This window comes from Vagococcus teuberi (assembly GCF_001870205.1).
In the GTDB taxonomy this organism is placed as follows: domain Bacteria; phylum Bacillota; class Bacilli; order Lactobacillales; family Vagococcaceae; genus Vagococcus; species Vagococcus teuberi.
On sequence record NZ_CP017267.1, the window covers coordinates 1840468 to 1866632 of the forward strand.

Here is a 26165-nt window from a genome sequence, read left to right on the forward strand (position 1 = left end):
AAAGAATGTGGTGAATTTTTTTATTAATAGTCTATGACACTTTCTCGTTCAATTAATTTGTGTGGAATAATCACTCTTTTTTTCAACTCATCCGGATAATTGACTTGGTTTAGACACTCCAGTACAGCTGACTTTGCTAGTTCACGTGTATTAATATCAACTGACGTAATATAAGGGTGAATTAATGTTGAAAAAATAGAATTATTAAAACTAATAACAGATACATCATCAGGAACTGTTAGACCAATCAATTGGATAAACTGAATCACTTTTAAAGCAAACATATCATCAATCGCAATGCATGCTGAGATTTTCCTTTCACTTAACAAGGTATCTAACTGAATAAATTCATTGCTTTTTTCTAAATCACATACCGGATAACAGGGTAAGTGATTATCTTTTAAACACATTTCATACCCATAAAAACGTTCCTTAAAGAAATTTTCAGTTGAATTATTTGTTACAAATAAAATATCCTTGTGTCCCTTATCAATAAGGTACTGTGTGACACTCCTACCTAGTAGCTGATTGTCATTATCAACACAGCTAGTGTCATTATAATAACGATATGGGTGTCCAATAATTGTAAATGGAATATTTTTCTCAATTAAAAAGTCTAAAATGAGGTCATTTTCTTTTACATACATCAAGATAAAAGAGTCCACTCGTTTTTGTAAATAAAGTAGTGTCACTGCTTCCAGTAATTCTGTTTCAGTATTACCTGATGCTATAGCAAGACTTACTTGATGTTTACTTGCTTCTTCATTCATTGCCGTAATCGCTTCTAAATAAAATGGCTCACTTGCTCGCTCTTTGGTTTCAATAATTGGCAAGACTACCCCAATAGCATTAGATAGTTTACTAACTAAGTTTCTTGCTGAAATATTTGGAACATAGCCTAACTTATCCATCGCTTTTCTTACGCGCTCTTTGGTTTCTCCTGAAATACTTGGATGATCTTTCAAAACACGTGATACTGTTGAAGGGGCAACACCTACTTCTTTTGCAACATCTTTAATTGTAACTCCCATAATCTACTCTCCCATTAGTTATTCCATATCAATCGACACAACGACACCATAATGATCACTAATACATGGATAATTTTCTCCATCGAAGATAACATCATGCGACCTCACCTGACAAGGTTCAGAGGCAAATATATAATCTATTCTTAACTGTTCTTTCGTGTGTTTCCACCCATCAATCTCTTTTGGGATGGTGTAACGTCCACTTGGATGTTCGGCTAATTCAAATGTATCCACAAAGCTTTTCGTGACTAAATCATATGTTTCATTTTTAATCGTATCAGGGCCATTAAAATCTCCACATAGCAAGATGAAACCAGATAATTTATCTAAAAAGAGTTTGCTTAAAGTCCATTCATCTTGAAACCCTTGTTTCGTTTCTTCATTCCACCAAGAATAATGACTACTTGTTACAAATAGTTCTTTATCCTGCACTGTTAGCTTTGAACAAAGCATCATTCGTCGTGTTACATCTGTCTTCTTATCCACTGATGATACTAACACTGCTTGTGATTGTAAAGGTTTTTTTGATAAAATTGCCACACCTTCTTCATAGATACCATATCCCACATGACTATAAGTCCAACTCCAATGATACTCTTCCCCTAACTCAGCTAATCGTTTAACTAAGCATAATGCATAATTATCCTGTTTAATGATTGTCTTTTCATTGATTGGTGGAACAAAATGAAGTGGATTTTCCTCTGGTAACGCATCAATTCGTTGATTGACTTCTTGTAAAGACACTCCATCTAACCCACTAGATATAATATAGTGCACCAGTATATCCATCTTTTCTTCAGTATCTTCTTCCATCCAACTATGTATATTTAGTGTTAACCACTTCATCTTTTTTTCCTCACTTTATAATGATACTTGACCAATTTTTTCTGATGATTTATGTTCACCAACAGTTGATAACTCGAGCGTTTTAATTTCTTGTGTATTTGTAAAAACTACTACAATCGTGGTACCCTTCCCTTCATTCTCAACTGTTTTCCAATCGACTGTTGCTAATAATTGACCCGCTTTTACAGTATCACCTTCTTTAACTGATACGTCAAATACTTGTTTAGTCATCTCTACAGTATCTAGTCCTATATGTACTAACACTTCTAATCCTTCAGGTGTTAATAATCCTATGGCATGTTTTGTTGGAAAAATAGACTGAACCACACCAGATACTGGTGAAACCACTTGACTATTCGATGGTTTTACCGCAAAACCATCGCCCATCATTTTTTGCGAAAACACATCATCTGAAACAGTTTCTATCGAAATGACTTCTCCGTCTGCTACAGAAACAAATGGAATGGTAACATTTTTTTGAACAGTTGTTTGTTCGTTTGGCTCATTAATAACGGTATCAACAGTAAGAGAATCAATGTCAACCCCACTATCCAAAGCATCTTGCACATCAGATTTAATGACATCAGCTTTTGGTCCATAAATCGCCTGAACACCTTTATCTTTTATCACTAAACCAAGTGCTCCTGCTTTTTTCCATTCCTGTTCTGAGCCGACAAGTTCTGCATCTTTGACACTAACTCTTAAACGGGTCATACAAGCATCTACTTCAGAAATATTTGATTTTCCACCAAGTAGTTGGATGATTGATACAATTTGTGGAGAGATTCCTTCAGAACTTCCTGATGAAGTTGGGTTATCTGACGTATCCACATCATAGTTTCCATTTCTACCTGGTGTTGCTAAATTAAATTTCTTGATCATAAATCCAGCAATAAAATAAGAAACAATAGCAAACACAATAATACAAATTACAAAGTTAATCAAATCTTGTGATAAACCTGCTTTAATGGCTAATGGTGTTCTTGTTAATAACTCAATATTTCCAAATGAATGGACGCGTAATGAGATGATGTCGGCCATCGCAAATGCCGCTCCTTGAATCACTGCATACACTAGATACAACGGAATGGCTGCAAACATAAACATGAATTCTAACGGTTCTGTAACACCGGTTAAAAATACTGCCAACGCTGCTGAGACGTACATTGATTTATATTGTTTTCTCTTATCACTATCCACATTTTTATACATCGCCAAAGTAAAGCCCATTAAAATACCTGATGCGCCAATCATTTGCCCTACTTTAAAACGAGCTGGTGTCCAATTTGATAACACATAATTATATTGTTCGATATTTCCAGCATTTTTTAAGTTAAATAAATCAGTTGCCCAAGCAAGCCATAGAGGATCTTGTCCGTAGACAAGCGTTCCAGCTTGTGCCCCAGATAAAATCTCATAGGTTCCACCTAACTGAGTATAGTTGATTGGTATGGTCAACATATGATGCAATCCAAATGGTAGTAATAATCTCTCAAGTGTTCCATATAAAAACGGTGCCAAAATTGGTGCAGATTCTTGTGATTGAGCAATCCACAAACCAAAATTATTAATGCCTGATTGAATAACTGGCCATACAATAGCTAAACCAATTGAAACAATCGTTGACCAAAGTATGACAACAAATGGAACAAAGCGCTTACCATTAAAGAATGATAATGCATCTGGTAATTTACGGTAATTATAGTATTTATTGTAAGCCATCGCTCCGACAAATCCCGCAATAATTCCGACAAAAACACCCATATTTAACGCTGGTGCTTCAAGTACACTAGTGAAAAATCCTTTAACCATGATTTTAGTTCCAAATAATGTGTGAGTAAATGCTTCATCGTTTGTCAGCATTTCTGAAGTCACACCAAAAATTGAGCCAGTAATGCGATTAATCAAAATAAATGAAATACCAGCAGCAAAAGCTCCTCCTGCACGTTCTTTAGCCCAACTACCACCAATTGCTAGTGCAAATAATAAATGAAGATTTCCAATAATTCCCCATCCTATATTTTCAATTACTCCACCAGTTGTTACTAAAAACGCCATATCTGGTGACATCATCGGAATCGTTTTTCCGATACTAATCATTAATCCAGCAGCAGGCATGACAGCTACCACAACCATTAATGCTTTTCCAAATTTTTGCCAAAACTCAAAACTTAGTAACTTTTTCATTGTACCTTACCTCTTTCTTAAATTAATCTTAAATGAAATCGTTTGCGCAATTCATATTATACGTATCAGTTTATGAAAAGTAAACACTTTTTTAAATTATAATTAAACAATATAAACAAAACATTTTTATTTTTATATTGCTTTCGCAATCGTTTGCGTATATTATATAATTAATCATTAAAATTCATGGAGGGTATTATAAATGACACACTTAAAAAGATTATTTGACATTGATCCATTCAAATTAACCACTCACTCACTAAACAAAGAAGATATCCGTTTACAAGAATCTTTAACAAGTATCGGGAACGGCTACATGGGACTAAGAGGAAACTTTGAAGAAGGATATTCTGGAAATAACCATAAAGGGACTTATTTGGCTGGTGTTTGGTATCCCGATAAAACACGTGTTGGATGGTGGAAAAATGGTTATCCTGATTATTTTGGCAAAGTAATTAACGCTGTTGATTTTATTGCTGTCGATATTTATTTAAATGATAAAAAAATAGATTTGAATCATTATGAACCAACAAATTTTTATCAAGAACTAGATATGCAACATGGTATTTTATCACGCTCATTTATTTTATCAGTTGATAACTGTAAATTTAAATGTTCATTTAAACGATTGTTAAGCCTAACAATTAAAGAATTAGCATTGATAAACGTTACTGTTGAAATGTTAGAAGGTATAGGTGATGTGACTTTTGTTTCCAAATTAGATAACCATGTTCATAACGAAGACAGTAATTATGATGATATGTTCTGGGAACACCGTCAAAGTAGCGAAAACACCGTTACAGCTAAAACAATTAGTAATCCATTTGGTGTAGATCAATTTTGTGTGACAACTATGATGCAAAATGACGTTTCGAACTCCACGATTACATCTAATAAATCTTTCAAAGAATTTGAAGCAACCGAAACATTTTCTACTACACTATCTTCAGGTGATAAATTAGCACTCGATAAAAAAGTAGTTATTATAACAAGTCGTGATATTCCTGAGGAAAAACAAGTATCTAAAGCAATAGAACTAATGGAACAAGTCAATCATTATTCAATAGAAGAACTTGTTGAACAACATAAAAAAGCGTGGTTAAAACGTTGGGAACTAGCTGATGTTGTGATTTCAGGAGATGATGAAGCACAACAAGGTATTCGTTTTAATCTATTCCAATTATTCTCAACATATTATGGAGAAGATGAACGATTAAATATCGGTCCTAAAGGTTTTACTGGTGAAAAGTATGGCGGTGCTACTTATTGGGATACTGAAGCATATGCTATTCCACTATACTTATCTCTTGCTGATTCTAGTGTCACAAAGAATTTATTAAAATATCGTCATAACCAATTACCACAAGCACAACATAACGCTAGACAGCAAGGGTTAAAAGGTGCTCTTTACCCGATGGTAACCTTCACCGGTGTCGAGTGTCATAATGAGTGGGAAATTACTTTTGAAGAAATCCATCGTAACGGAGCTATTGCCTATGCTATTTATAATTATACTAATTACACAGGTGATACTTCCTACATAAAAAAAGAAGGTTTAGAAGTATTAACTGAAATTTCACGTTTTTGGGCAGATAGAGTTCATTTTTCAAAACGTAACAACGCTTATATGATACATGGTGTTACAGGACCTAATGAATACGAAAACAATGTCAATAATAACTGGTATACAAATTATATTGCCAAATGGGTATTAAGCTACACACTAGAAAACTATGATAAATACAAAAACGAAACACCTGTCTCTATTTCGGAATCTGAATTAGATAAATGGGAAGATATTATAAATCATATGTATTTACCAAAAGATGAGAAACTTGATGTCTTTGTACAGCATGATACCTTTTTAGATAAAGATTTAATGCCTGTCTCTGACTTAAATAAAAAAGAGGTTCCTTTAAACCAAAATTGGTCTTGGGATAAAATACTTCGCTCTTGCTTTATTAAGCAAGCTGACGTTTTACAGGGAATATATTTCTTCAACGACCAATTTACTCTAGATGAAAAACGTAAAAATTTCGAATTTTACGAACCAATGACTGTTCACGAATCATCACTTTCACCATGTATCCATTCTATATTAGCAGCTGAATTAGGTATGGAAGAAAAAGCAATTGAAATGTATCAAAGAACAGCTAGATTAGACTTAGATAATTATAACAATGATACGGAAGATGGATTACACATTACCTCTATGACAGGAAGTTGGTTAACAATCGTTCAAGGATTCGCTCAAATGAAAGTATTCAATGAATCTTTAAGTTTTTCACCATTCTTGCCAACTAACTGGAATGGATATGCTTTCCATATTAACTACCGTAATCGACTACTTCATATTAATATCTCAACTGATATTAAAATCAATTTATTGAGTGGCGAACCTCTGGATTTATCAGTTTATGAAAAAAATTATACATTAAAAAAGACATTAACTATCGATTTAAAAAACAAAGGAGTTAATTAAATGTTTAAGGGAGTTCTATTTGATTTAGACGGTGTCATAACTGACACGGCTGACTATCATTACAAAGCATGGAAAAGTTTAGCTGAAGAGTTAGATATTGAGATTGATAGAGAATTCAACGAACAACTCAAAGGGGTTAGTAGAGAAGATTCTTTAGATTTAATTTTAAAGCACGGAAAGAAAAGAAACACTGTCGATGATGATACATTTAGAAAACTAGCTGAAAAGAAAAATGATGTTTATGTCAAAATGATTCAATCTTTTTCTGAAGAAGATATCTTCCCAGGAATTCTTTCTTTACTAAAAGAATTAAAGCAACATCATATAAAAATCGCCCTTGCTTCTGCAAGTAAGAACGGGCCTTTATTGTTAGAAAAAATGAATTTAACTCACTATTTCGATGCTATAGTCGATCCAAGTAGTATAGCTTTAGGAAAGCCTGCTCCTGATATTTTTATTGCTGCAGCAGATGCAATTGATTGTCCTATTTCAAGTTGTATCGGGATTGAGGATTCGCAAGCGGGAATTACGGCAATTAAAAAAAGTAGTGCTTTACCTATCGGCATTGGACGCAGTAATGATTTAGGGACCGATATATCACTAGTTAGTAATACAAATGATTTAACATATGATTTCCTCACCTCAACTTGGGAAAATAATAAAAAGAAGCTGACACAAAAGTAATTTATTTAGTAAAAATCACCAAACTAATAAAATAGAAATCCCATGAAATCAATATTTTAATAAACTGATTTCACGGGATTTTTTCTATTTTAGGACTTCTAGGTCAACTTCTTTTTACATCCTTAACAATGTATAAACTCTATTCATATTTACTGATAAACTCTTCTGGTAAATCACACGATAGTTCTGACACCCAGTATTATTAAGCATCTGTTAATATTAGTTTATCTCTACTCTGTGCAAAACAATCTAAGATAACACTTAAAAGCTCTAAGTCACTTAAACAATTATCTCTAAATACTAATAAAAACTGTATTAATACAATATTTGAAATACGTTCGCCTTTATCATCTAGTAAACGCCTTTTACCAAAACTATTTACATATATACTTTTTTGTTCCACCATTACTTACCCCTTCTTTTAATATCATACTCGATAGTTTATCATATGGTATACTCATATAAGCAACATATACCACATTAATAATCCTTTAATGAAAAATCAATCTACTATTTCGTAAAATAACTAATAAATGAATTTTTTTGTACAAAACAACAAGTATATTATACTAAAATAGCGATAAATCAATGATGAACTAATAATAAACATTCAGCCTAAAACAGCAAAAAAAGATAGTTTCATTAAAACAAACTATCTTTTCTCACTTATTGATATACAACTTTAAATTCTTCGCACACAACATCCATGCTTTCAATATCTACTTGCTTGTGATAATGATTTTGGAATAGATCTTTCCAAAACTTGTAATGTGCGTCTCGCCAGTATGCTAGAGATAAATCTCCTTCTCCTTCTTTATAAGCATGTTCTGCTGAAACTTGATTAAATGGTGTCACATATACTTTAGTTGTCATAAGAATAGCCACTGGATTACCATTACCATCTAATAACATATCATAGTGCTCATTAGCTTTAGGTAGAGCTTCATTGCACCATTCATATTCTATTTTGGCACTAGCAGTCGCTGTCTTCTTACCTTGTAAAACTAAATTAGCTAGCTCGTCAGGTGAGCCTCCAAACGCCCATGACTCACCAAAAACAGGTGTCTTTATCTCCGTGTCTTTTAAAAATCTTTTCCAAAAAACAATCTCTTTTTCATTCATCTAGAACTCCTTTAATCATTATTGATTGCGTGTTATATCATGAACTTTTTTAATGGTCGACATTTTATGTTCCCAACACTCTGTTGATAAATCAACTGGATATTTTTGAGGGTTTAAATTACGTTTGTATTCTTCCCACAATGAGTCTTGATTGTCTTTAGATAATTTTTTGATTTCTTCTAATGTGGGCAACTCATACACTCGATTACCATCTATGTAGATATCTTGTAAAACTGGACGTGCTGTAAAGTTTTTCACTGTTTTATTAATATAAGTATGAACTGGGTGGAACATGTATAACTCTTCTTGATTTCGTGGATCTTCTGTCCAAAGTGTGATGTAATCTCCTTCAGATTTCCCATCTTTACCAGTAATTCGCCAAACTTGTTTTTTACCAGGAGTTGACACTTTTTCGGCATTACTTGATAACTTGATTGTATCCACCATTTTTCCATCATCATTCTCAATAGAAACTATTTTATAAACCGCACCCAGCGCTGGTTGATCGTAAGCTGTAATGAGTTTTGTTCCGATCCCCCAAACATCAATTTTTGCCCGTTGCATTTTTAAATTTAGAATGGTTGATTCATCTAAATCGTTTGACGCATAGATTTTAACATCAGGATAACCTGCTTCATCAAGTTGTTTTCTTACTTTTTTAGAAATATAAGCCATGTCCCCACTATCAATTCTCACACCAACGAAATTAATTTTATCGCCCATTTCATTAGCCACTCGGATTGCGCTTGGCACACCTGAACGTAGCGTATCATATGTATCTACTAAAAACACGCAGTCTTTATGCGTTTGAGCATATGCTTTAAAACCGTCATAATCATTTAAGTAAGATTGTATCAAACTATGTGCATGAGTTCCTGCAATAGGAATACCAAACATTTTACCCGCTCTAACATTACTTGTTGAATCAAAACCACCAATATACGCTGCTCTTGTCCCCCATATTGATGCGTCTAATTCTTGCGCTCTTCTTGTCCCAAATTCCATAATTAAATCATCATCACATACTGCACGAATTCTTGCAGCTTTTGTTGCGATCAATGTTTGATAATTAATAATATTTAATACAGCTGTTTCAACTAACTGACATTGAGCTAGTGGACCTTCAACTTGGAAAATAGGTTCATTATTGAAAACTAATTCTCCTTCTAAAGCTGATCTCACTGTACATTTAAATTTAAATTCTTTCAGATAAGTCAAAAATTCTTCGGGATAGTCTGTCACCTTACGTAGATAATCAATATCTGAATCAGAAAAAGCTAGATTATCGAAATAATCTACAATTCGTTCTAAGCCCGCAAAAATCGCATAACCATTCTTAAATGGCATATCACGGAAATAACATTCGAAAACAGCGTGTCTATCGTCTCTACCTAATTCCCAATATGTTTTCATCATATTTAATTGATATAAATCTGTGTGTAATGCTAAACTATCGTCATGTAATCGATTAATCATTTTACTCTCCAATCCTTTTTCCTTTTCTACTATCCCTTTCATTTTACGTCTTCTATACAAAATTCTCAACTCTTATCCTTATTTGATTTTAGGCAAACAAAAAAGAGGAAGATTTCTCTTCCTCTCTTTCATTAAAATAACTGATTATTTTAATGTAATTGCAGCGCCAACTTCTTCTAATTTTGCTTTAATTTCTTCAGCTTCTTCTTTAGATGCGCCTTCTTTAAGTGGAGATGGAGCTCCATCAACTAATGCTTTAGCTTCTTTTAATCCTAATCCAGTTACTTCACGAACTGCTTTGATTACTTTAACTTTTGAATCTCCAGCAGAAGTTAATTCTACAGTGAATTCAGTTTGTTCAGCAGCAGATCCGCCTTCAGCAGCGCCACCAGCTACAGCTACAGGAGCAGCAGCAGATACACCAAATTCTTCTTCGATAGCTTTAACTAAATCATTTAATTCTAAAATAGTTGATTCTTTTAAATCAGCAATAATTTGTTCAACATTTAATGCCATTATTTTTTCCTCCATTTTAAATCTCTCGATTGTTTTATTTTTTATTTTTTTGATATTAAGCTGCCATTACGCAACTTCTTCTTCTTTTGCTTCTGCTACTGCGTTGACTGCATAAGCCACGTTTCTGACAGGAGCTTGAAGTACAGATAGTAACATAGAAAGTAAGCCTTCGCGACTTGGTAATTTTGCCAAAGCAATAATTTCTTCTTTAGAAGAAACGTTTCCTTCGATAATACCGCCTTTAATTTCTAATGCTTCTGCTTCTTTTGCAAAATCATTCATGATTTTAGCAGGTGCTACAACGTCTTCGTTACTGAATGCTACGGCTGTTGGTCCAAAGAATACATCTTCCATACCTTCTAAGCCAGCTTTTTCAGCTGCACGACGTAAGATACCATTTTTGATAACTTTCATCTCAACGTTTGCATCACGTAATTGTTTACGTAAGTTAGTTACTTCTTCTACAGTTAAACCACGGTAATCTACAACAACAACAGATGCAGCTTCTTTTAGTTTAGCAGAAATCACTTCAACTTCTTGTGCTTTTTTTGCAATTGATGCTTCACTCATTTATTTTCACCTCCGTTAATTAATAGATGGTGGAATTTTTTATACAAAAAAACTCCATGCCACCGTTGACATAGAGGGACTATTGATTGTATTAATCATTGTCCTCGGTAGGAAATTAAGGTTCTAGAACCACCTACTGTCTTCGGCATAATATTTTAACCTAGATAACTATAACATCTACAGTTATCTAGGTCAACTGTTTTTATTAATTAGAATGAAAATTTATCAACTTTGACACCAGGTCCAAAAGTTGTTGTAATTGTTAAGTTTTGGATATAAGCACCTTTTGTAGCAGCTGGTTTAGCTTTTAAGATAACATCATTTAACGCTTCAAAGTTTTCAATTAATTTAGCATCGTCGAATGATACTTTACCAATTGGAACATGAATGTTTCCTTGTTTGTCTACACGGTAAGTTACTTTACCCGCTTTAACTTCTTCAACAGCTTTCGTTACGTCCATAGTAACAGTTCCTGTTTTAGGGTTAGGCATTAATCCTTTAGGTCCTAATACACGTCCTAATTGACCAACTTGCGCCATCATGTCTGGAGTTGCTACGACAACGTCGAAACCAAACCATCCACCTTTAATTTTTTCTACCATGTCAGCTTCACCAACAAAGTCAGCTCCAGCAGCTTCTGCTTCTTTAGCTTTTTCACCTTTAGCGAAAACTAATACAGATTGAGTTTTACCAGTTCCATTAGGTAATACCATAGCTCCACGGATTTGTTGATCAGCTTTTTTAGGGTCTACATTTAGACGGTAAGCAACTTCTACAGTTGCGTCGAATTTAGCAATGTTTGTTTCTTTAGCTAAAGCTACTGCTTCTGCTACAGAGTATTCTTTTGTTACATCTACTTTTTTCAATGCTTCTTGCATTTTTTTACTTTTCTTAGCCATTTTGTTTCCTCCTTGATTGTGGTTATAACGGTTGTACCTCCCACGTATTTATATTTTTCAATATAAATTCGACTGAGAAGCTACTTCAAGAGTCGCTGTAGAATATTACTCTACAGTGATACCCATGCTTCGTGCAGTACCTTCTACCATGCGCATAGCTGCTTCAATATCAGCTGCGTTTAGGTCTTGCATTTTAGTTTCAGCGATTTCTTTTACTTGATCTTTAGTAACAGTTGCTACTTTTTTAGAGTTAGGCTCTCCTGAACCTTTTTCAATGTTAGCTGCTTTTTTAAGTAAAACTGCAGCTGGTGGTGTTTTTGTAATAAATGTAAATGAACGGTCTTCATATACAGAAATTACAACTGGAATAATTAAACCAGCTTGATCTGCTGTACGAGCGTTGAATTCTTTTGTGAACCCCATAATGTTAATACCCGCTTGACCTAATGCTGGACCTACCGGTGGAGCTGGTGTTGCTTTCCCTGCAGGAATTTGTAATTTAACTAATTTTTCAACTTTCTTTGCCACGAGACATACCTCCTTAAGTCCGTGATGTGGTTTAATGGAGATGTAAATTTCTCCTCCCACACTGTAAATAAAAAAGAAATACGTGTATTACACGTACCTTCATATTATACTATCATTTTTAAAATAATCAATACTCTTTTTTATATTTTTACTTTTTTGCAAGTTGCTACTATATTATACGCATGATATAGTAACTGTACTTAATTTATACCAAAAAGGAGGAACCGTACAAAATGATTCGTTTTGCAGAAAAAAAAGATGCTAGTCAAGCAATTGATTTAGTTATGATTGTCTTAAAAGATATGGAGCTAGACATCTTTGATAAATTATCTGAAGATGAAGTGAAAAATTTACTCGTTACAAGTTTTATAGAAAAACCAATTCATCGTTATGGTTACAAAAATGCACTAGTAAAAGAAATTGATGGTGAAGTCGCTGGTGTGGCTTTTGGCTACCCACATCATTTAGAAAAAAATATTGATGAAGGATTCTTTGAAATTCTTGAACAAAACAACTTACCAATAGAAAAATATCGTTTATTTACTGAAGAAGAAGCCTTTGATAATGAATGGTATTTGGATACATTAGTAACATCTCCTAATCATCGTGGTAAAGGTGTCGCAAAAGAGTTGCTTAACTCTCTTTCTGAATTAGCAACACAATCAAATCTTTCTATTATAGGTTTGAATTGTGATTTAGTTAATGACAATGCCAAAAGAATTTATTTGAACAATGGTTTTGAAAAATCTGGTGAAATTGATATTGCCGGTCATAGATACGAGCATTTACAAAAACATATTTAACTAACATTATAAAACCTTGATTATTCAAAAAAATAATCGAGGTTTTATTTGCTTTTTCTTGTATAAGGATATATAATTTAAATATGAATAAATGTTCATATGACTATTTACTTATATAAAAAGGAGATGAACCACATGTCACAATCACAACATGCCATTGAACATGATCATAAAAAATGCAGCCACGCACACAATCACGACCATGGTAATCTACCAGTCGTTCTATTCTTTATAGGTTTAGCAACATTTCTGATTAGTTTATTTTTACCAGTTGGTACTTTGAAAACCATTCTGTCCGTTTCAACTATTGTTCTTTCTGGATACCACATTATGATTGAAGGTTTTGAAGATACCATTAAAGAAACCAAACGACTTAAAAAATTTATGCCAAATGTCCATGTTTTAATGTCTCTTGCAGCAATCGGTGCAGCACTTATAGGAGATTATACTGAGGGGGCTCTTCTAATTCTTATCTTTGCTGCCGCTCACTTTTTAGAACATTATGTGGAAAATAAAAGTAAAAAAGAAATTACTTCTTTAATGAAAATAAGTCCAACTAATGCTAAATTAATACTTTCAGACGGTTCTACTAAGACAGTAGATGTTGCTCAACTAAAAATTGGCGATCATTTGAAAGTATTGAATGGGGAACAAATTCCAACTGACGGAACCATTCTAACTGGATACACATCAATTGATGAATCATCAATCAACGGTGAAAGCATTCCTGCTGAAAAAACAGTTGGTGACAATGTTTTTGGTAGTACAATCAATGGTGATGGAACCATTACAATGGTTGTAACAAAAGATAGTACAGACACTGTATTTGCTAAAATTTTACAGTTAGTCAATGAATCTCAATCAAACCTATCTAAAACTGCCACAAAGATTAAACGGTTAGAACCCAAATATGTAACGAGTGTTATGGTTCTTGTATTCTTATACATTGTATTAATGCCACTTGTTTTCAACATGGCTTGGTATGATAGTTTTTACAAAGGCATGGTCTTCTTAACAGTTTCTTCTCCTTGTGCCCTTGCTGCAAGTGATATTCCAGCGACACTATCTGCCATTTCAAACTTAGCTAAACGCGGGGTTCTATTCAAAGGCGGATCTTACCTTTCAAACCTTTCAGAGATTAAAGCTATCGCATTTGATAAAACTGGTACATTAACCGAAGGAAAACCAAAAGTCACTGATGTTCACTTTATTGATCACATCACAAACGAAGAAACATTCTATACTGATTTAATTATAGCTATGGAAAAACAAGCCAATCATCCATTAGCTAATGCGATTGTCGAATCAATTGAAAGAGTTAATGACATTCCATTAACTATTGAAAATCAAATTGGGAAAGGACTCGTATCAACTTATAAAGGACATACATACAAAATCGGGAGATCTTCTCAATTTACTAACGTGTCTTCTGACATTGAATCATTTGAAAGAAAATATGCTGAAGAAGGAAAAACAGTCGTACTATTTTCTGAAGATGATGTGGTCATTGGATTAATCGCCATGATGGACTTACCAAATCCAAAAGCACAACAGCTTGTTGCATATTTCAAAGAACATAATATTCACACTACAATGATCACGGGTGATGCTGAACGTACTGGTCGTGCGGTTGCAAATACACTTAAAATTGACGAAGTTGCAGGAAATGTTCTACCTGAAAACAAATCACAAATTGTTAGCTCACTTCAAAACAAATATGGTTTAACAGCCATGGTTGGTGATGGGGTAAACGATGCACCAGCTCTTGTAAAAGCTGATATTGGTGTTGCTATGGGTGATGGGACAGATGTTGCCATTGATGTAGCAGATGTTGTTTTAATGCAAAACGACTTAGACAAACTAGGTTACGCTTACCGTTTATCTAAAAAATTAGATAAAGTGGTTAAACAAAACATTATTTTCTCTATGGGTGTTGTCGCATTACTTGTTGTATTAAATATTTTGGGTCAAATGAACTTACCTATTGGTATTTTAGCCCATGAAGGATCTACATTAGTTGTCTTATTTAATGGATTAAGACTTTTAACACCACTCAAAAATTAAAATATATCATTATATTCAGGAGATAGATTAAATTCTATCTCCTGTTTTTTTGTATAAATAACACAAATACTATGAATAAAAAGATGTTTTATTCAATTATTCTTATTCAATTGCATAATTATTTATTTAGTAATATAATACTCTCAACCAAAAGGAGTGATTTTATGAAAGAGAGCATTGTTCAAAAAACTAAGCATTTTATTTTTATTACTATTATCTTTTCTTTACTTATCCCTATTATTAGTTTAGCTGGAATACCTGATCCGTATCTCAAAAAAGTTCAAGACAAAAAGGAATTAGTCGTTGGGTTGTCGGCTTTTTATGCACCTTATGAATTTCATGCTACGGTTGATGGAAAAGATACCATTGTCGGAACAGACATTCTAATTGCTGAAAAAATCGCAAAAGATATGAGAGTTAAACTAAAAATTGAAGAATACAGTTTTGATGCTTTACTGGGAGCTTTAAAAACTGGGAAAATTGATTTAATCATCTCAGGAATGACCCCGACTCCAGAGCGTTTAAAAGAAGTTGATTTTTCTGATTCTTATATGACCGTCCAACAGAAAATCGTGATTCGTAAAAGCGATAAAGAAAAATATACGTCTCTAGATTCTTTAAAAGGTGTCAAAGTTGGGGCACAAGTTCAAACTAAACAAGAAGAACTGGCAAATGAAGAACTACAAGCTGACACGGTGTCTTTGCAAAATGTACCCGACATTATTTTACAGCTTCAACAAAATAAAATTGATGCGGCCGTCATTGAAGAACCTGTCGCTGAAGCCTATCTAACGCAAGACCAATCTTTGATGTTTGCTGATATTGATATTACAGATTCTGATAAAGAAACCGCTATTGCTTTACCAAAAAACTCACCTGATTTACTTAAAACAATTAATCACTCTATCCAAGAAATTAATGACAAAAGATTAATGCTAAAATACAAAAATGAAGTCACACCACTAATGTTCCCTGAAAAATCTTTCTTAAATAAATATGCTCCCTACTACATAAAAGGAACTGGCTACACGATTTTCTTAGCAATTATCGGTGTGTTGTTTGGTAGTATCTTGGGGACGCTGCTTGCATTAATGAAACAATCTAAAAATAAATTATTTAAGTGGATTTCGGTCATCTACATCGAATACGTGCGTGGGACTCCCCTACTAGTTCAAATCTTTTTAGTGTTCTTTGGTTTAAATGTGTTAGGAATTAATTTAAGTGCACTCGCTTCAAGTTGTGTGGCACTATCTCTAAATAGCGGTGCTTACGTGGCCGAAATTATTCGTGCTGGGTTAAACGCCGTTGATAAAGGACAAGCTGAGGCGGCACGATCTCTAGGAATGAGTCAGAAAAAGGCGATGCGATACATCATCATGCCGCAAGCGATTAAAAATATTTTACCTGCTTTAGGAAATGAGTTTGTGACAGTTATTAAAGAATCCTCTGTCGTATCAGTGATTGGGGTATCTGAATTAATGTTCCAAGCAGGAGTGGTACGTGGCGCAAGTTTCAAACCATTCTTGCCGATTTTAATTGCATCATTGATTTATTTTGTATTAACCTTTACCTTATCTCGTGCATTAGGTGTTGCTGAAAGGAGAATTGGTGCCAATGATTAACATACATGATTTAAAAAAATCCTTTGGTGATAATGATGTCCTAAAAGGAATTAATTTAGATATAAAAGCCGGTGAAGTGGTTGTGGTGATTGGTCCTTCTAGTAGCGGAAAAAGTACGTTTCTACGCTGTTTAAACTTACTCGAAACACCGACAAGTGGTGTGATTGAATTTGAGGGAACCAACCTACTTGATCCAAAAATAGACATCAATCAACTACGTCAAAAAATATGAATAAAACAGTCGTTTAATCCCATAAAAGAGATTAAACGACTGCTTTATTTGTTAATATAATCTTCTAGATCATAAATTGCTTGTTTCAATTTTTCTTTTGTCACCTCAATCGGTAACAGGTGAACTTCATCCATCGAATAAATAATCTCAACAATATCATCTATTACCTTTATATCGGTTGGCATCAATGACATAGTTGTTAAAGACAAAGGTAGTCCCAGTTCACTATAAAATGGCAATAAGTCGTCTATCTGTGTCCAATTTTTTTCTAAAGCTAATTGATATAAAATACCATAGGCTACTTTCTCTCCATGTAAATACGTATGACTTTTTGGAATACATTGACTAACAGCATCATGTATCGCGTGTGCTGCAGCAGATCTAGCATATTTATCACCGAATCCACCAACCATCCCTGCAATAGCAAAAACAATCTCTGACAAACGCAGAAATTCATCTGTTACTCGCTTATTTTTCATATCCTCAATCGCTTTACTACTATTTGCCATAATTTCATCTTTACATAAAGTCGAGATGTGTTTGGCAATATTTAGAAATGGTTCTTGATTTAAAGAATCTTGTTCTAAAATAGTAATCGTTTCATACCATTTTGCAATAGTGTCAGCTAATCCTGCTATAAAAAATTCAACAGGTGCATCAATAACTAGTTCAGGGTCTGTGATAAAGAAAGCTGCTTGCCTATAATAGTATTCAAGAATACCTTCTGATTCACCACTATCTTTATACATAACTGATAGAGCAGTCCATGGTGCACAATTGCTTGCTAAAGTAGGGATAACGCCAAAATTAACATTAGCTTTATAGGCAGATACCCCAACCAAATCGACCAATTTTCCTCCACCAACACCGATAATAAAATCAATGTCGTGTAACTCTATCTGTTCAATGACTTTTTCTATCCCATTATAACTACATTCCCCACCATATTGATGATAAAAATAGTTGAACACGTCATTGTTTAGAAAAGTTAGCTTTGGTTTTGCTTTAATGAAAGATATCTGACCATGGACAATTAAAACATTTTTCGCCTTAAAATAACGTAACACATCGGATACATTATCAATCGCTCCAATATGATAACGATAAAACTGCGGCCCTGGTTTAACTGCTAAATCTGTTAACATAATACTACCTCCACTCATTTTTATACGTTATATTTTTGAACTATTTGTTGTGGTTCATTTTACGCTATTTTTTTATATTTGGATAGAAGAAATTTTTATATCTAACTCATTATTCTATGATTCATCCTCCCAAACAAAATCAGAATAAAATGTTTCGATAATATTGTCTAAGGACTTACCTGAAAAGTGACGACAATATACTTCATTAGGTAATACTATTTCTTTGATATCATAGATTGGATCAAATACATCAATAATTTTAATAATCTACCAACTAATTTCTTCCCCAAATTCATTTTAATAACTCAAATCTATCTCTTTTTTTAGTTCTTTTCTTATATCTAGAGCTATTTCTTTTCTAGACTTTTTCTCCATCTCTAACTCTATTAAATAAATTGATTCTTCAAAAAATGGCATCTGAAGTGAACGGATTTGATTAACTAATCTTTCTTTTAACACTACTACTGACACTAACTGTTTGGACATATCAATCACCTTTCATTTAAAAATAAAAAAATAGCACTTAAAAAGTACTATTTTCTTATTATTCGTTATCTTTTTTTTCGTCTTCAGTTACTGGTTCTTCAACCACTTCAACTTCAGTTACTTCAACTTCAGGTTCAGTATTTTCAACTGGTTCGTTAGATGTTGGAGCTGTAGGAGCTTTTACGGTTTTGATTGCACCACGTTCAAATTCTAAATAAATCCCTTCACAATCAAGGGTAACTGTTCCTTTTTCTTTATCTACCTCATGAACGATTCCGTATAATCCACCAATCGTTACAACTTCACTACCAGGTTGCATACTATCTAATAATTGTTGACGTTGAGCTTGTTGTTTCTTTTGAGAACGACTCATAAAAAACATCATCCCACCCATCACTAATATCAATGGTATCAATGTTTGCATAACTTTGTTCACCTCTTTCTTATTTCACTCAACTATAACTGTAACAAATTTTTAAATGTTTAACTACAAAAATTCAGTAAATTTTAGAAATTTTTGGCATTTTCTTTATTAAATCCATACTCTTCAAAAAATGCTTGTCTAAATTCTAATAAGTTATCATCCATAATGGCTTGTCTCACTTGTTTCATTGTATTTAATAAGAAATATAGATTATGGTACGACGTCAAACGAATACCAAACGTTTCATCACACTTAATTAAATGGCGAATGTAAGCTCGTGTGTAATTGCGACAAGTGTAGCAATCACATTTCTCATCAATTGGACGATAGTCTTCTGCGTATTTTGCATTTTTAACGACTAAACGTCCTTGACTTGTCATACATGTTCCGTTTCTTGCAATACGTGTTGGTAACACACAATCAAACATATCAACTCCACGAATTACACCATCGATTAATGAGTCTGGTGTTCCAACACCCATTAAGTAACGAGGTTTATTTTCTGGAATCAGTGGTGTTGTGTATTCAAGCACTCTGTTCATCTCTTCTTTAGGTTCTCCTACTGACAACCCTCCGATAGAATAACCAGGGAAGTCTAAGCCAACTAATTCGCGCGCACTTTGTTCACGCAAATCTTTGTACCCAGCTCCTTGAATAATCCCAAACAATCCTTGTCGATCTGGATTTTGGTGAGCTTTTAATCCACGCTCAGCCCAACGTGATGTTCTCTCAATTGATTTTTTCACGTAGTCATGACTTTCTTGGAATGGTGGACACTCATCAAAACTCATCATGATATCTGGTCCTAATTTATTTTGAATTTGAATAGCTTTTTCTGGTGATAAAAACATCTTAGAGCCATTTAGGTGGTTTCTAAAATGAACACCAGATTCTTCAATTTGTCGCATATCTGATAATGACCAGACCTGGAATCCTCCAGAATCGGTTAAAATTCCTTGGTCCCAGTTCATAAATTTATGTAGTCCACCTGCACCTTCTACAATGTTCTCACCAGGGCGTAACCACAGATGATAGGTATTACTTAAAATAATTCCTGCACCCATCTCTTTTAATTCTTCTGGTGCCATTGTTTTTACAGTCGCAAGTGTTCCAACTGGCATAAACATTGGTGTTGGAAATGTTCCATGAGGTGTGATAATTTCACCCAATCTTGCGCCAGTATGCTTTTCTTTTTTTATCAATCGATATTTAATTGCTGGTTCTGTCATGTCTCTTCTCTCTTTCTTTATTTGACAAACATCGCATCCCCAAAACTAAAGAAGCGATATCTTTCTTTTACAGCATGTTCATAGGCATGTAGGACGTTTTCTTTTCCGGCAAAAGCACTGACTAACATAATCAATGTCGACATTGGCAAATGGAAGTTAGTTAAAAATGCATCGACTATTTTAAACTCATAGCCTGGTTTAATAAAAATATCTGTCCATCCATTGTCTTCTTGTAATTTGCCGTCAAATTTTGTCCCAATGGTTTCAAGTGTTCTGATAGATGTTGTCCCTACTGCCACAACTTTCCCACCATTTTCTTTAACCGCATTAAGTGTGTCTGCGGCGTCTTTAGTTAAACGATAAAATTCACTATGCATTTTATGATTTTCCACGTCATCAACACTGACTGGTCTAAATGTTCCAAGTCCAACGTGAAGGGTTAAATATACTAATTTAACACCTTTGTCTTCAATTTTTTTCAATACAACTGGTGTGAAATGTAACCCAGCTGTTGGAGCGGCTGCTGACCCATTCTCTTTCGCATAGACAGTTTGATAACGGTCATTATCACTTAGTCTCTCTTTGATATATGGTGGTAATGGCATTTCTCCAAGTGATTCTAAAATCTCTAAAAAGACACCATCATAAGAAAAAGTAATCATGCGACCACCATGCTCTAATTCTTCATCAACAACTGCTTTTAGAGCACCGTTTCCAAACGAAATCACCGTTCCTTTTTTTGCACGTTTGGCAGGTTTAATCAAGGTTTCCCATGTGTCACCTGTTGTATTTGTTAACAATAAAACTTCCAAATGTCCACCTGTATCAGGCTTTTCTCCGTGAAGTCTTGCAGGAAGAACTCTTGTATCATTCATAACAAGAGCATCTCCTTCGTTTAATTCATCTATAATCGCAGGAAATTGAGTGTCTTCAATTGCTCCTGTTTTAGAATCTAATATTAATAACTTTGATGATGCACGGTTTTCAAGTGGCGTTTGTGCAATCAGTTCTTCTGGTAAATCAAAATCAAAGTCAGAGGTTTTTAATGTCATATCCTCACCTATTTCCTTTCTGTTCCTTCTCCTGTTGTATTTTAACACTTTTAGTCTCAAATAAAAACAGTCTGATAGCTTAACTCTCTTGATTGTAAGGATAACCTAAGTGTTGATACGCATATTCTGTTACAATTCTTCCTCGTTGTGTGCGTTTGATGAACCCTTTCTGGATAAGGTAAGGTTCATACATGTCTTCTACTGTTTCACGTTCTTCGCTGATATTTACAGCAATCGTCGTTAACCCAACTGGTCCACCATTGTATAACTCAATCATCGCACGAAGTAATTTCTGATCGACATAATCTAGTCCTTTATCATCTACTTGAAGCATTTTTAACGCGTCATCAGCAATTTGTTTTGTGACAATTCCTTCACCTGTGACTTGTGCAAAGTCTCTCACTCGTTTTAACAAGCGGTTGGCGATACGTGGTGTGCCTCTTGAACGTCTTGCAATCTCATAAGCACCACTTTCCTCAATTATCACGTCAAAAATATCTGACGAACGAATGACAATTTCTTTCAAATCAGCTTCATCATAGTACTCCATGTGACAAATAATCCCGAAACGATCTCTAAGAGGTGCTGATAACATACCAGCTCGTGTCGTTGCCCCTACCAAAGTAAATGGAGGCAACTCAAAATGAACTGGATGAGAGGTTGGGCCTTGACCAATCATAATATCGACATAAAAATCTTCCATAGCTGAGTATAAAAGTTCTTCCGCCACACGTGGCAAACGATGAATTTCATCAATAAATAACACGTCACCTGGTTCTAACTCATTTAGTATTGCCACTAAATCTCCTGGCTTTTCAATAGCTGGACCACTCGTTGTTTTGATGCTGACGTCCATTTCATTTGCTATCACCATAGCCATTGTTGTTTTACCTAATCCAGGTGGTCCATATAGTAAGACATGGTCAAGTGCTTCATTTCGTTGTTTGGCTGCCTTGATGTAAATTGTCAATTCATCTTTCACTTTTTGTTGGCCAATATATTGAGATAACCGTGTTGGCCTAAGTGACTTTTCTACCATTTCTTCCGCGTCTAATGTTTCAGAAGAGACAAGTCGTTCTTCTTGTTCTGACATCTTCTTTACCATCCCCTACTTTTTCATTAATAATTTCAGTCCAATACGTAAGTACTCGTCTGTTGTTTTATCTTGATAACTTTCAAGCTCTTTTTTGATTTTCTTAATCTCTCTTTCAGAATAACCAAGTGCTTTGAGCGCTTCGATTGCTTCATCTAATTGTTGCGTTGGCTCTACTGTAAACAAATCTTCCTGTGTGGAAATAGTCGTTGTTTCAGATACATCTATTTCGACATCATCTAATTTACCTTGTAAATCTAAAATCATTTGTTGTGCTGTTTTCTTTCCAACACCTGGGAATTTAGTTAGATATGTCGCGTCTTGCGCTTCGATTGCTTGAACTAAACCTGAATGGTCATCTAATGCCATAATCGCCAAGCCACTTTTTGGTCCAATTCCTGAGACACTGATTAATTTTAAAAATAGTTGCTTTTCTTCAAGTGTGGCAAACCCGTAAAGTAAATGGGCATCATCTCGAATGACTTGATGTAAGTAAACGGTCACCTCTTGATTTAAATAAGCCGAGTAGCGAAAAGGATTCGCCACTGCAATTTGATAACCTAATCCATTTTTTTCAACGACTATATAATAAGGACTAGTAAATGTTACTGTCCCTTTGATGTATTCATACACTTTTTTTCTTCCTTTCACGTACGCATGTTCCCTAAAATTGTACCATATCCCGAACAATTATCCTATGCTTTCCTTATTAAAAAAAGCCCCCATAAACATGGGAAGCTTTCATTATTTGAAAAGAGTAGAATACTCAGCGTAACCTTCTTTTTCTAGGTCTTCAACTGGCACAAAACGTAACGCAGCACCATTAATACAATATCTTAGTCCACCTTTGTCTTGTGGTCCATCTGGAAACACATGACCTAAGTGAGAATCAGCTTGCGAACTTCTTACTTCAGTTCGCACTCTTGCAAGTGTTGTATCTTCAAGTTCTTTTAATGTCGCAATAGGTTTCGTAAATGATGGCCAGCCACATCCTGCATCGTATTTATCTGTGGAAGAAAATAGTGGTTCGCCACTCACGATATCGACATATATTCCTTCTCTATCAAACTTGTCATACTCACTTGAAAAAGGACGTTCTGTGCCATTTTCTTGAGTCACTTGATATTGTAAAGGGGTTAATGTTTGTTTTAACTCTTCTTTATTTACCAACTTGCTTCACCTTCCTAATTCTTTAAATAATTGGTTTAAATAACCAACTGGTAATCCAACGATAGAAAAATAATCCCCTTTTATCTCTTTGACAAACACACTTGCTTTTCCTTGGATACCATAAGCCCCTGCTTTATCCATTGGTTCACCTGTTTTAATGTAACCAGTGATGTCTTGTTCATCCAAATCATAAAACAAAACATCCACAACTTCGATATGTTCATATATTTTTTCAGGTGTTATCACACAAACGGCTGTCATCACTTTATGTGTGGTGCCACTTAGTTTTTCTAGCATGTTGTAGGCATCTTTTTCATCTATTGGTTTTCCCATAATGTTATTATCCAACACAACTGTTGTGTCACACCCAATCACTGTTTCATTAGGATAAAGTTTAACGATTTCTTTAGCTTTTTCTCTAGCCATACGACTAACATAATCTTTTGGTGATTCATCTACACTGACTGTTTCATCTATGTCAGCTGGACTTATCGTAAAATGACTTGTCACAAATGACAATAATTCTTTTCTTCTAGGTGATGCTGACGCTAATATCATATACGTCTTCCTTTCTAGTGTGGCTCTTGAATTCGTTTAAAGAGTTTCTCCATGTCTTGATTTGTAAAATGAATTAAGACTGGACGACCATGTGGGCAATTAAATGGATTGTCACATGTTTTTAATTCTTCTAACAATGCTCGTGCTTGACGTTCATCTAAATGATGATTGGCTTTAATTGATTGCTTGCAACTCATCATAATCGCCGTATCTTCACGGAATGTTTTCACGTCAATTTTTCCTTCATCAAGAAAAATATCAATCATCTCACGAATCGTTGCTTCTTCTTCTTTTCCAATCGGGTACCAAGTTGGGTGTGACCGGATAATAAAACTTTGTTGTCCAAAGTCTTCTAACTCGATCCCCACTTTTTCAAATACTGATAAATTCTCTTTGATTTTTAAGTAATCATCCACTGAGTACTCTAAAATAATCGGCACAAGGAGTTGTTGTTTGTCTTCTCCTACATCACCTATTTTTTCTCTAAAGTATTCATACTTGATACGTTCTTGGGCAGCATGTTGATCGATAATATAAAGTCCCTCATCACTTTGAGCAAACAAATAGGTGCCATGCATTTGACCAAAATACTCTAAGTGTGGAAAAGCATGTGTTGGCGTGTCTTTTGTATCAGTTTCTGGCAGATCAACCACTTCTTCAACCACTTCATGAGAAACAGTATTTGATTCTATGTCACTTTCTTGCGTGTAATCTGCATCATCTAATTTTTCTGACACACCATTTGTGTAATCTTTTGCTTCTTTAAATAACTCTTTTTCTTCATTATTTTTTAAATAAAACTCACCCGTTAAGGAATCATAGGCTAAGTTAGTATCTTTAATTTGTTGTTTGCGTTCGAGTGGTTTAGCTGAATGCTCAAAGGGGAGCTGTTGTTGCTCAACTTTTACAGTATCAACCTGTTTCATAAATGGCTTAGTCTCATTGACTCTTGGTATTAGTACTTCTTCACCTAATGCTTTAGAAATACTTGTTTCAATTAATGCTACAAGCTCTTTTTCTTTACTCAAACGAACTTCTTGTTTAGTTGGATGGACATTCACATCAACAAGCAACGGATCCATCTCAATGGATAACACCGCAATCGGAAACCGACCAACCATCAGTTTTGAGCCATATCCTGACACAATCGCTTTATTTAAAATAAAATTTTTGATGTAGCGACCATTTATAATAAGAGAAATATAGTTACGACTTGCTCGCGTGACTTCTGGTAAAGACACATAGCCCGTTAATTTAAAATCCAAATCCTCGCCAGAAATTTTTATCATTTTTTTTGCCGTATTAACACCATACACGCCAGCAATCGCTTGTTTCAGATCCCCACTACCCATTGTTCGCAACATACTGTGCCCATCATTCGTCAGAGTAAACGCGATATCAGGGTGACTCATCGCCAAACGATTGACGACATCTCCAATATTTGCTAATTCGGTTTGGAGAGTCTTCACATATTTCAGTCTCGCTGGTGTATTAAAAAAGATATTTTCAACGGTAATACTTGTCCCTTTACGCAAGGAATGAGCTTTGTGCTCTTTCACTACACCACCTGATAAGAAAAGGTAACTTCCTTCCTCACCAGTTGACGTTTCAAGTGTAACTTCAGATACTGAGGCTATACTTGGTAATGCTTCACCACGAAAACCGAGTGAACGAATACGGAACAAATCTTCACGGTTATGAATCTTACTAGTTGCGTGTCGTTTAAAAGCATTTAAGACATCATCAGAAGAAATCCCTTCACCATTGTCAATCACTTGAATTCTTTTTAATCCAGATTCTTCAATAAAAATATCAATTTTCGTGCTACCGGCATCAATCGAGTTTTCCAGCAACTCTTTGACGACTGAAGCAGGACGTTCAACTACTTCACCAGCAGCAATTTGGTTTGCTAAAATCTGTGATAATTCTTCAATTTTCGCCATGCT

General features: G+C 34.5%; 25 protein-coding genes, 1 pseudogene and 1 other annotated feature. Of the genes and pseudogenes, 6 read left to right on the top strand and 20 right to left on the bottom strand.

What is annotated here, in order from left to right:
• Positions 1–23 precede the first annotated feature (23 nt).
• The 3 genes from BHY08_RS08820 to BHY08_RS08830 are packed head-to-tail and all read right to left on the bottom strand — an operon-like array spanning position 24 to position 4064.
• Positions 24–1031 (bottom strand): LacI family DNA-binding transcriptional regulator, encoded by a 1008-nt coding sequence (locus BHY08_RS08820; RefSeq protein WP_071457511.1) that lies wholly within the window; start codon positions 1029–1031, stop codon positions 24–26.
• 18 nt (positions 1032–1049) lie between these two features.
• Entirely contained in the window at positions 1050–1877 is an 828-nt protein-coding gene (locus BHY08_RS08825) for an endonuclease/exonuclease/phosphatase family protein (RefSeq protein ID WP_071457512.1), read from the bottom strand.
• A gap of 15 nt (positions 1878–1892) precedes the next feature.
• A complete protein-coding gene (locus tag BHY08_RS08830) occupies positions 1893–4064 on the bottom strand; it encodes a PTS transporter subunit IIBC (protein ID WP_071457513.1) in 2172 nt (723 codons plus the stop codon).
• A 202-nt stretch (positions 4065–4266) separates the two neighbouring features.
• On the opposite strand from BHY08_RS08830, the gene BHY08_RS08835 reads away from it, so the two are divergent.
• Entirely contained in the window at positions 4267–6546 is a 2280-nt protein-coding gene (locus tag BHY08_RS08835) for a glycoside hydrolase family 65 protein (protein ID WP_071457514.1), read from the top strand.
• Positions 6547–7230, top strand: coding sequence for a beta-phosphoglucomutase (gene pgmB, locus BHY08_RS08840; protein WP_071457515.1), 684 nt, complete (start codon positions 6547–6549; stop codon positions 7228–7230).
• Positions 7231–7432: 202 nt separating this feature from the next.
• Here the strand turns inward: pgmB and BHY08_RS08845 are convergent, their stop codons facing one another.
• From BHY08_RS08845 to rplK, 7 genes are all read right to left on the bottom strand, one after another.
• Positions 7433–7636 carry a hypothetical protein gene (locus BHY08_RS08845; protein WP_071457516.1) on the bottom strand — a complete coding sequence of 68 codons (204 nt, stop codon included), beginning with the start codon at positions 7634–7636 and terminating at the stop codon, positions 7433–7435.
• Between the two features lie 260 nt (positions 7637–7896).
• Entirely contained in the window at positions 7897–8352 is a 456-nt protein-coding gene (locus tag BHY08_RS08850) for an ASCH domain-containing protein (protein ID WP_071457517.1), read from the bottom strand.
• A gap of 18 nt (positions 8353–8370) precedes the next feature.
• Positions 8371–9828: a nicotinate phosphoribosyltransferase gene (locus BHY08_RS08855; protein ID WP_071457880.1), complete on the bottom strand. Its 1458-nt coding sequence runs from the start codon at positions 9826–9828 to the stop codon at positions 8371–8373.
• 144 nt (positions 9829–9972) lie between these two features.
• The gene (rplL, locus tag BHY08_RS08860; protein WP_071457518.1) at positions 9973–10344 is read right to left on the bottom strand and encodes a 50S ribosomal protein L7/L12; all 372 of its coding nucleotides are present in this window, start codon (positions 10342–10344) and stop codon (positions 9973–9975) included.
• 66 nt (positions 10345–10410) lie between these two features.
• Positions 10411–10914: a 50S ribosomal protein L10 gene (rplJ, locus tag BHY08_RS08865; protein ID WP_071457519.1), complete on the bottom strand. Its 504-nt coding sequence runs from the start codon at positions 10912–10914 to the stop codon at positions 10411–10413.
• Positions 10915–10950: 36 nt separating this feature from the next.
• Positions 10951–11078, bottom strand: a sequence feature (ribosomal protein L10 leader region).
• Between the two features lie 45 nt (positions 11079–11123).
• Positions 11124–11813 carry a 50S ribosomal protein L1 gene (gene rplA, locus BHY08_RS08870; RefSeq protein WP_071457520.1) on the bottom strand — a complete coding sequence of 230 codons (690 nt, stop codon included), beginning with the start codon at positions 11811–11813 and terminating at the stop codon, positions 11124–11126.
• A gap of 105 nt (positions 11814–11918) precedes the next feature.
• Entirely contained in the window at positions 11919–12341 is a 423-nt protein-coding gene (gene rplK / locus BHY08_RS08875) for a 50S ribosomal protein L11 (RefSeq protein WP_071457521.1), read from the bottom strand.
• Positions 12342–12574: 233 nt separating this feature from the next.
• On the opposite strand from rplK, the gene BHY08_RS08880 reads away from it, so the two are divergent.
• The 4 genes and pseudogenes from BHY08_RS08880 to BHY08_RS08895 form a co-directional block, all read left to right on the top strand.
• A complete protein-coding gene (locus BHY08_RS08880; protein ID WP_071457522.1) occupies positions 12575–13144 on the top strand; it encodes a GNAT family N-acetyltransferase in 570 nt (189 codons plus the stop codon).
• A 126-nt stretch (positions 13145–13270) separates the two neighbouring features.
• Complete coding sequence (locus tag BHY08_RS08885) at positions 13271–15208, top strand: heavy metal translocating P-type ATPase (protein ID WP_071457881.1); 1938 nt, start codon at positions 13271–13273, stop codon at positions 15206–15208.
• Positions 15209–15372: 164 nt separating this feature from the next.
• On the top strand, positions 15373–16830 hold the full coding sequence (locus BHY08_RS08890; protein ID WP_071457523.1) for an ABC transporter substrate-binding protein/permease: 1458 nt from the start codon (positions 15373–15375) through the stop codon (positions 16828–16830).
• A pseudogene (locus tag BHY08_RS08895) lies at positions 16823–17059 on the top strand (ATP-binding cassette domain-containing protein); the annotation flags it as partial. The gene BHY08_RS08890 and the pseudogene BHY08_RS08895, both read left to right, overlap by 8 nt.
• Positions 17060–17106: 47 nt before the next feature.
• Here the strand turns inward: BHY08_RS08895 and BHY08_RS08900 are convergent.
• The 10 genes from BHY08_RS08900 to mutL all read right to left on the bottom strand — a co-directional run bounded on the left by BHY08_RS08900 (position 17107) and on the right by mutL (position 26162).
• Complete coding sequence (locus BHY08_RS08900; RefSeq protein WP_071457524.1) at positions 17107–18207, bottom strand: iron-containing alcohol dehydrogenase family protein; 1101 nt, start codon at positions 18205–18207, stop codon at positions 17107–17109.
• Between the two features lie 297 nt (positions 18208–18504).
• Positions 18505–18693 (bottom strand): hypothetical protein, encoded by a 189-nt coding sequence (locus BHY08_RS11280; protein WP_245729978.1) that lies wholly within the window; start codon positions 18691–18693, stop codon positions 18505–18507.
• A 58-nt stretch (positions 18694–18751) separates the two neighbouring features.
• On the bottom strand, positions 18752–19117 hold the full coding sequence (yajC, locus tag BHY08_RS08910; protein WP_071457525.1) for a preprotein translocase subunit YajC: 366 nt from the start codon (positions 19115–19117) through the stop codon (positions 18752–18754).
• Between the two features lie 83 nt (positions 19118–19200).
• Positions 19201–20346, bottom strand: a complete 1146-nt coding sequence (tgt, locus tag BHY08_RS08915) for a tRNA guanosine(34) transglycosylase Tgt (RefSeq protein ID WP_071457526.1) — start codon at positions 20344–20346, stop codon at positions 19201–19203.
• 17 nt (positions 20347–20363) lie between these two features.
• Positions 20364–21398 carry a tRNA preQ1(34) S-adenosylmethionine ribosyltransferase-isomerase QueA gene (queA, locus tag BHY08_RS08920; protein WP_071457527.1) on the bottom strand — a complete coding sequence of 345 codons (1035 nt, stop codon included), beginning with the start codon at positions 21396–21398 and terminating at the stop codon, positions 20364–20366.
• A gap of 79 nt (positions 21399–21477) precedes the next feature.
• The gene (ruvB, locus tag BHY08_RS08925; protein WP_071457528.1) at positions 21478–22491 is read right to left on the bottom strand and encodes a Holliday junction branch migration DNA helicase RuvB; all 1014 of its coding nucleotides are present in this window, start codon (positions 22489–22491) and stop codon (positions 21478–21480) included.
• 15 nt (positions 22492–22506) lie between these two features.
• Positions 22507–23124, bottom strand: a complete 618-nt coding sequence (ruvA, locus tag BHY08_RS08930) for a Holliday junction branch migration protein RuvA (RefSeq protein ID WP_071457529.1) — start codon at positions 23122–23124, stop codon at positions 22507–22509.
• 111 nt (positions 23125–23235) lie between these two features.
• A complete protein-coding gene (gene msrB / locus BHY08_RS11170; RefSeq protein ID WP_071457530.1) occupies positions 23236–23661 on the bottom strand; it encodes a peptide-methionine (R)-S-oxide reductase MsrB in 426 nt (141 codons plus the stop codon).
• Between the two features lie 6 nt (positions 23662–23667).
• Positions 23668–24219, bottom strand: a complete 552-nt coding sequence (locus BHY08_RS11175; RefSeq protein WP_071457531.1) for a Maf family protein — start codon at positions 24217–24219, stop codon at positions 23668–23670.
• Positions 24220–24233: 14 nt separating this feature from the next.
• On the bottom strand, positions 24234–26162 hold the full coding sequence (gene mutL, locus BHY08_RS08945) for a DNA mismatch repair endonuclease MutL (RefSeq protein ID WP_071457532.1): 1929 nt from the start codon (positions 26160–26162) through the stop codon (positions 24234–24236).
• Between the last annotated feature and the right edge of the window lie 3 nt (positions 26163–26165).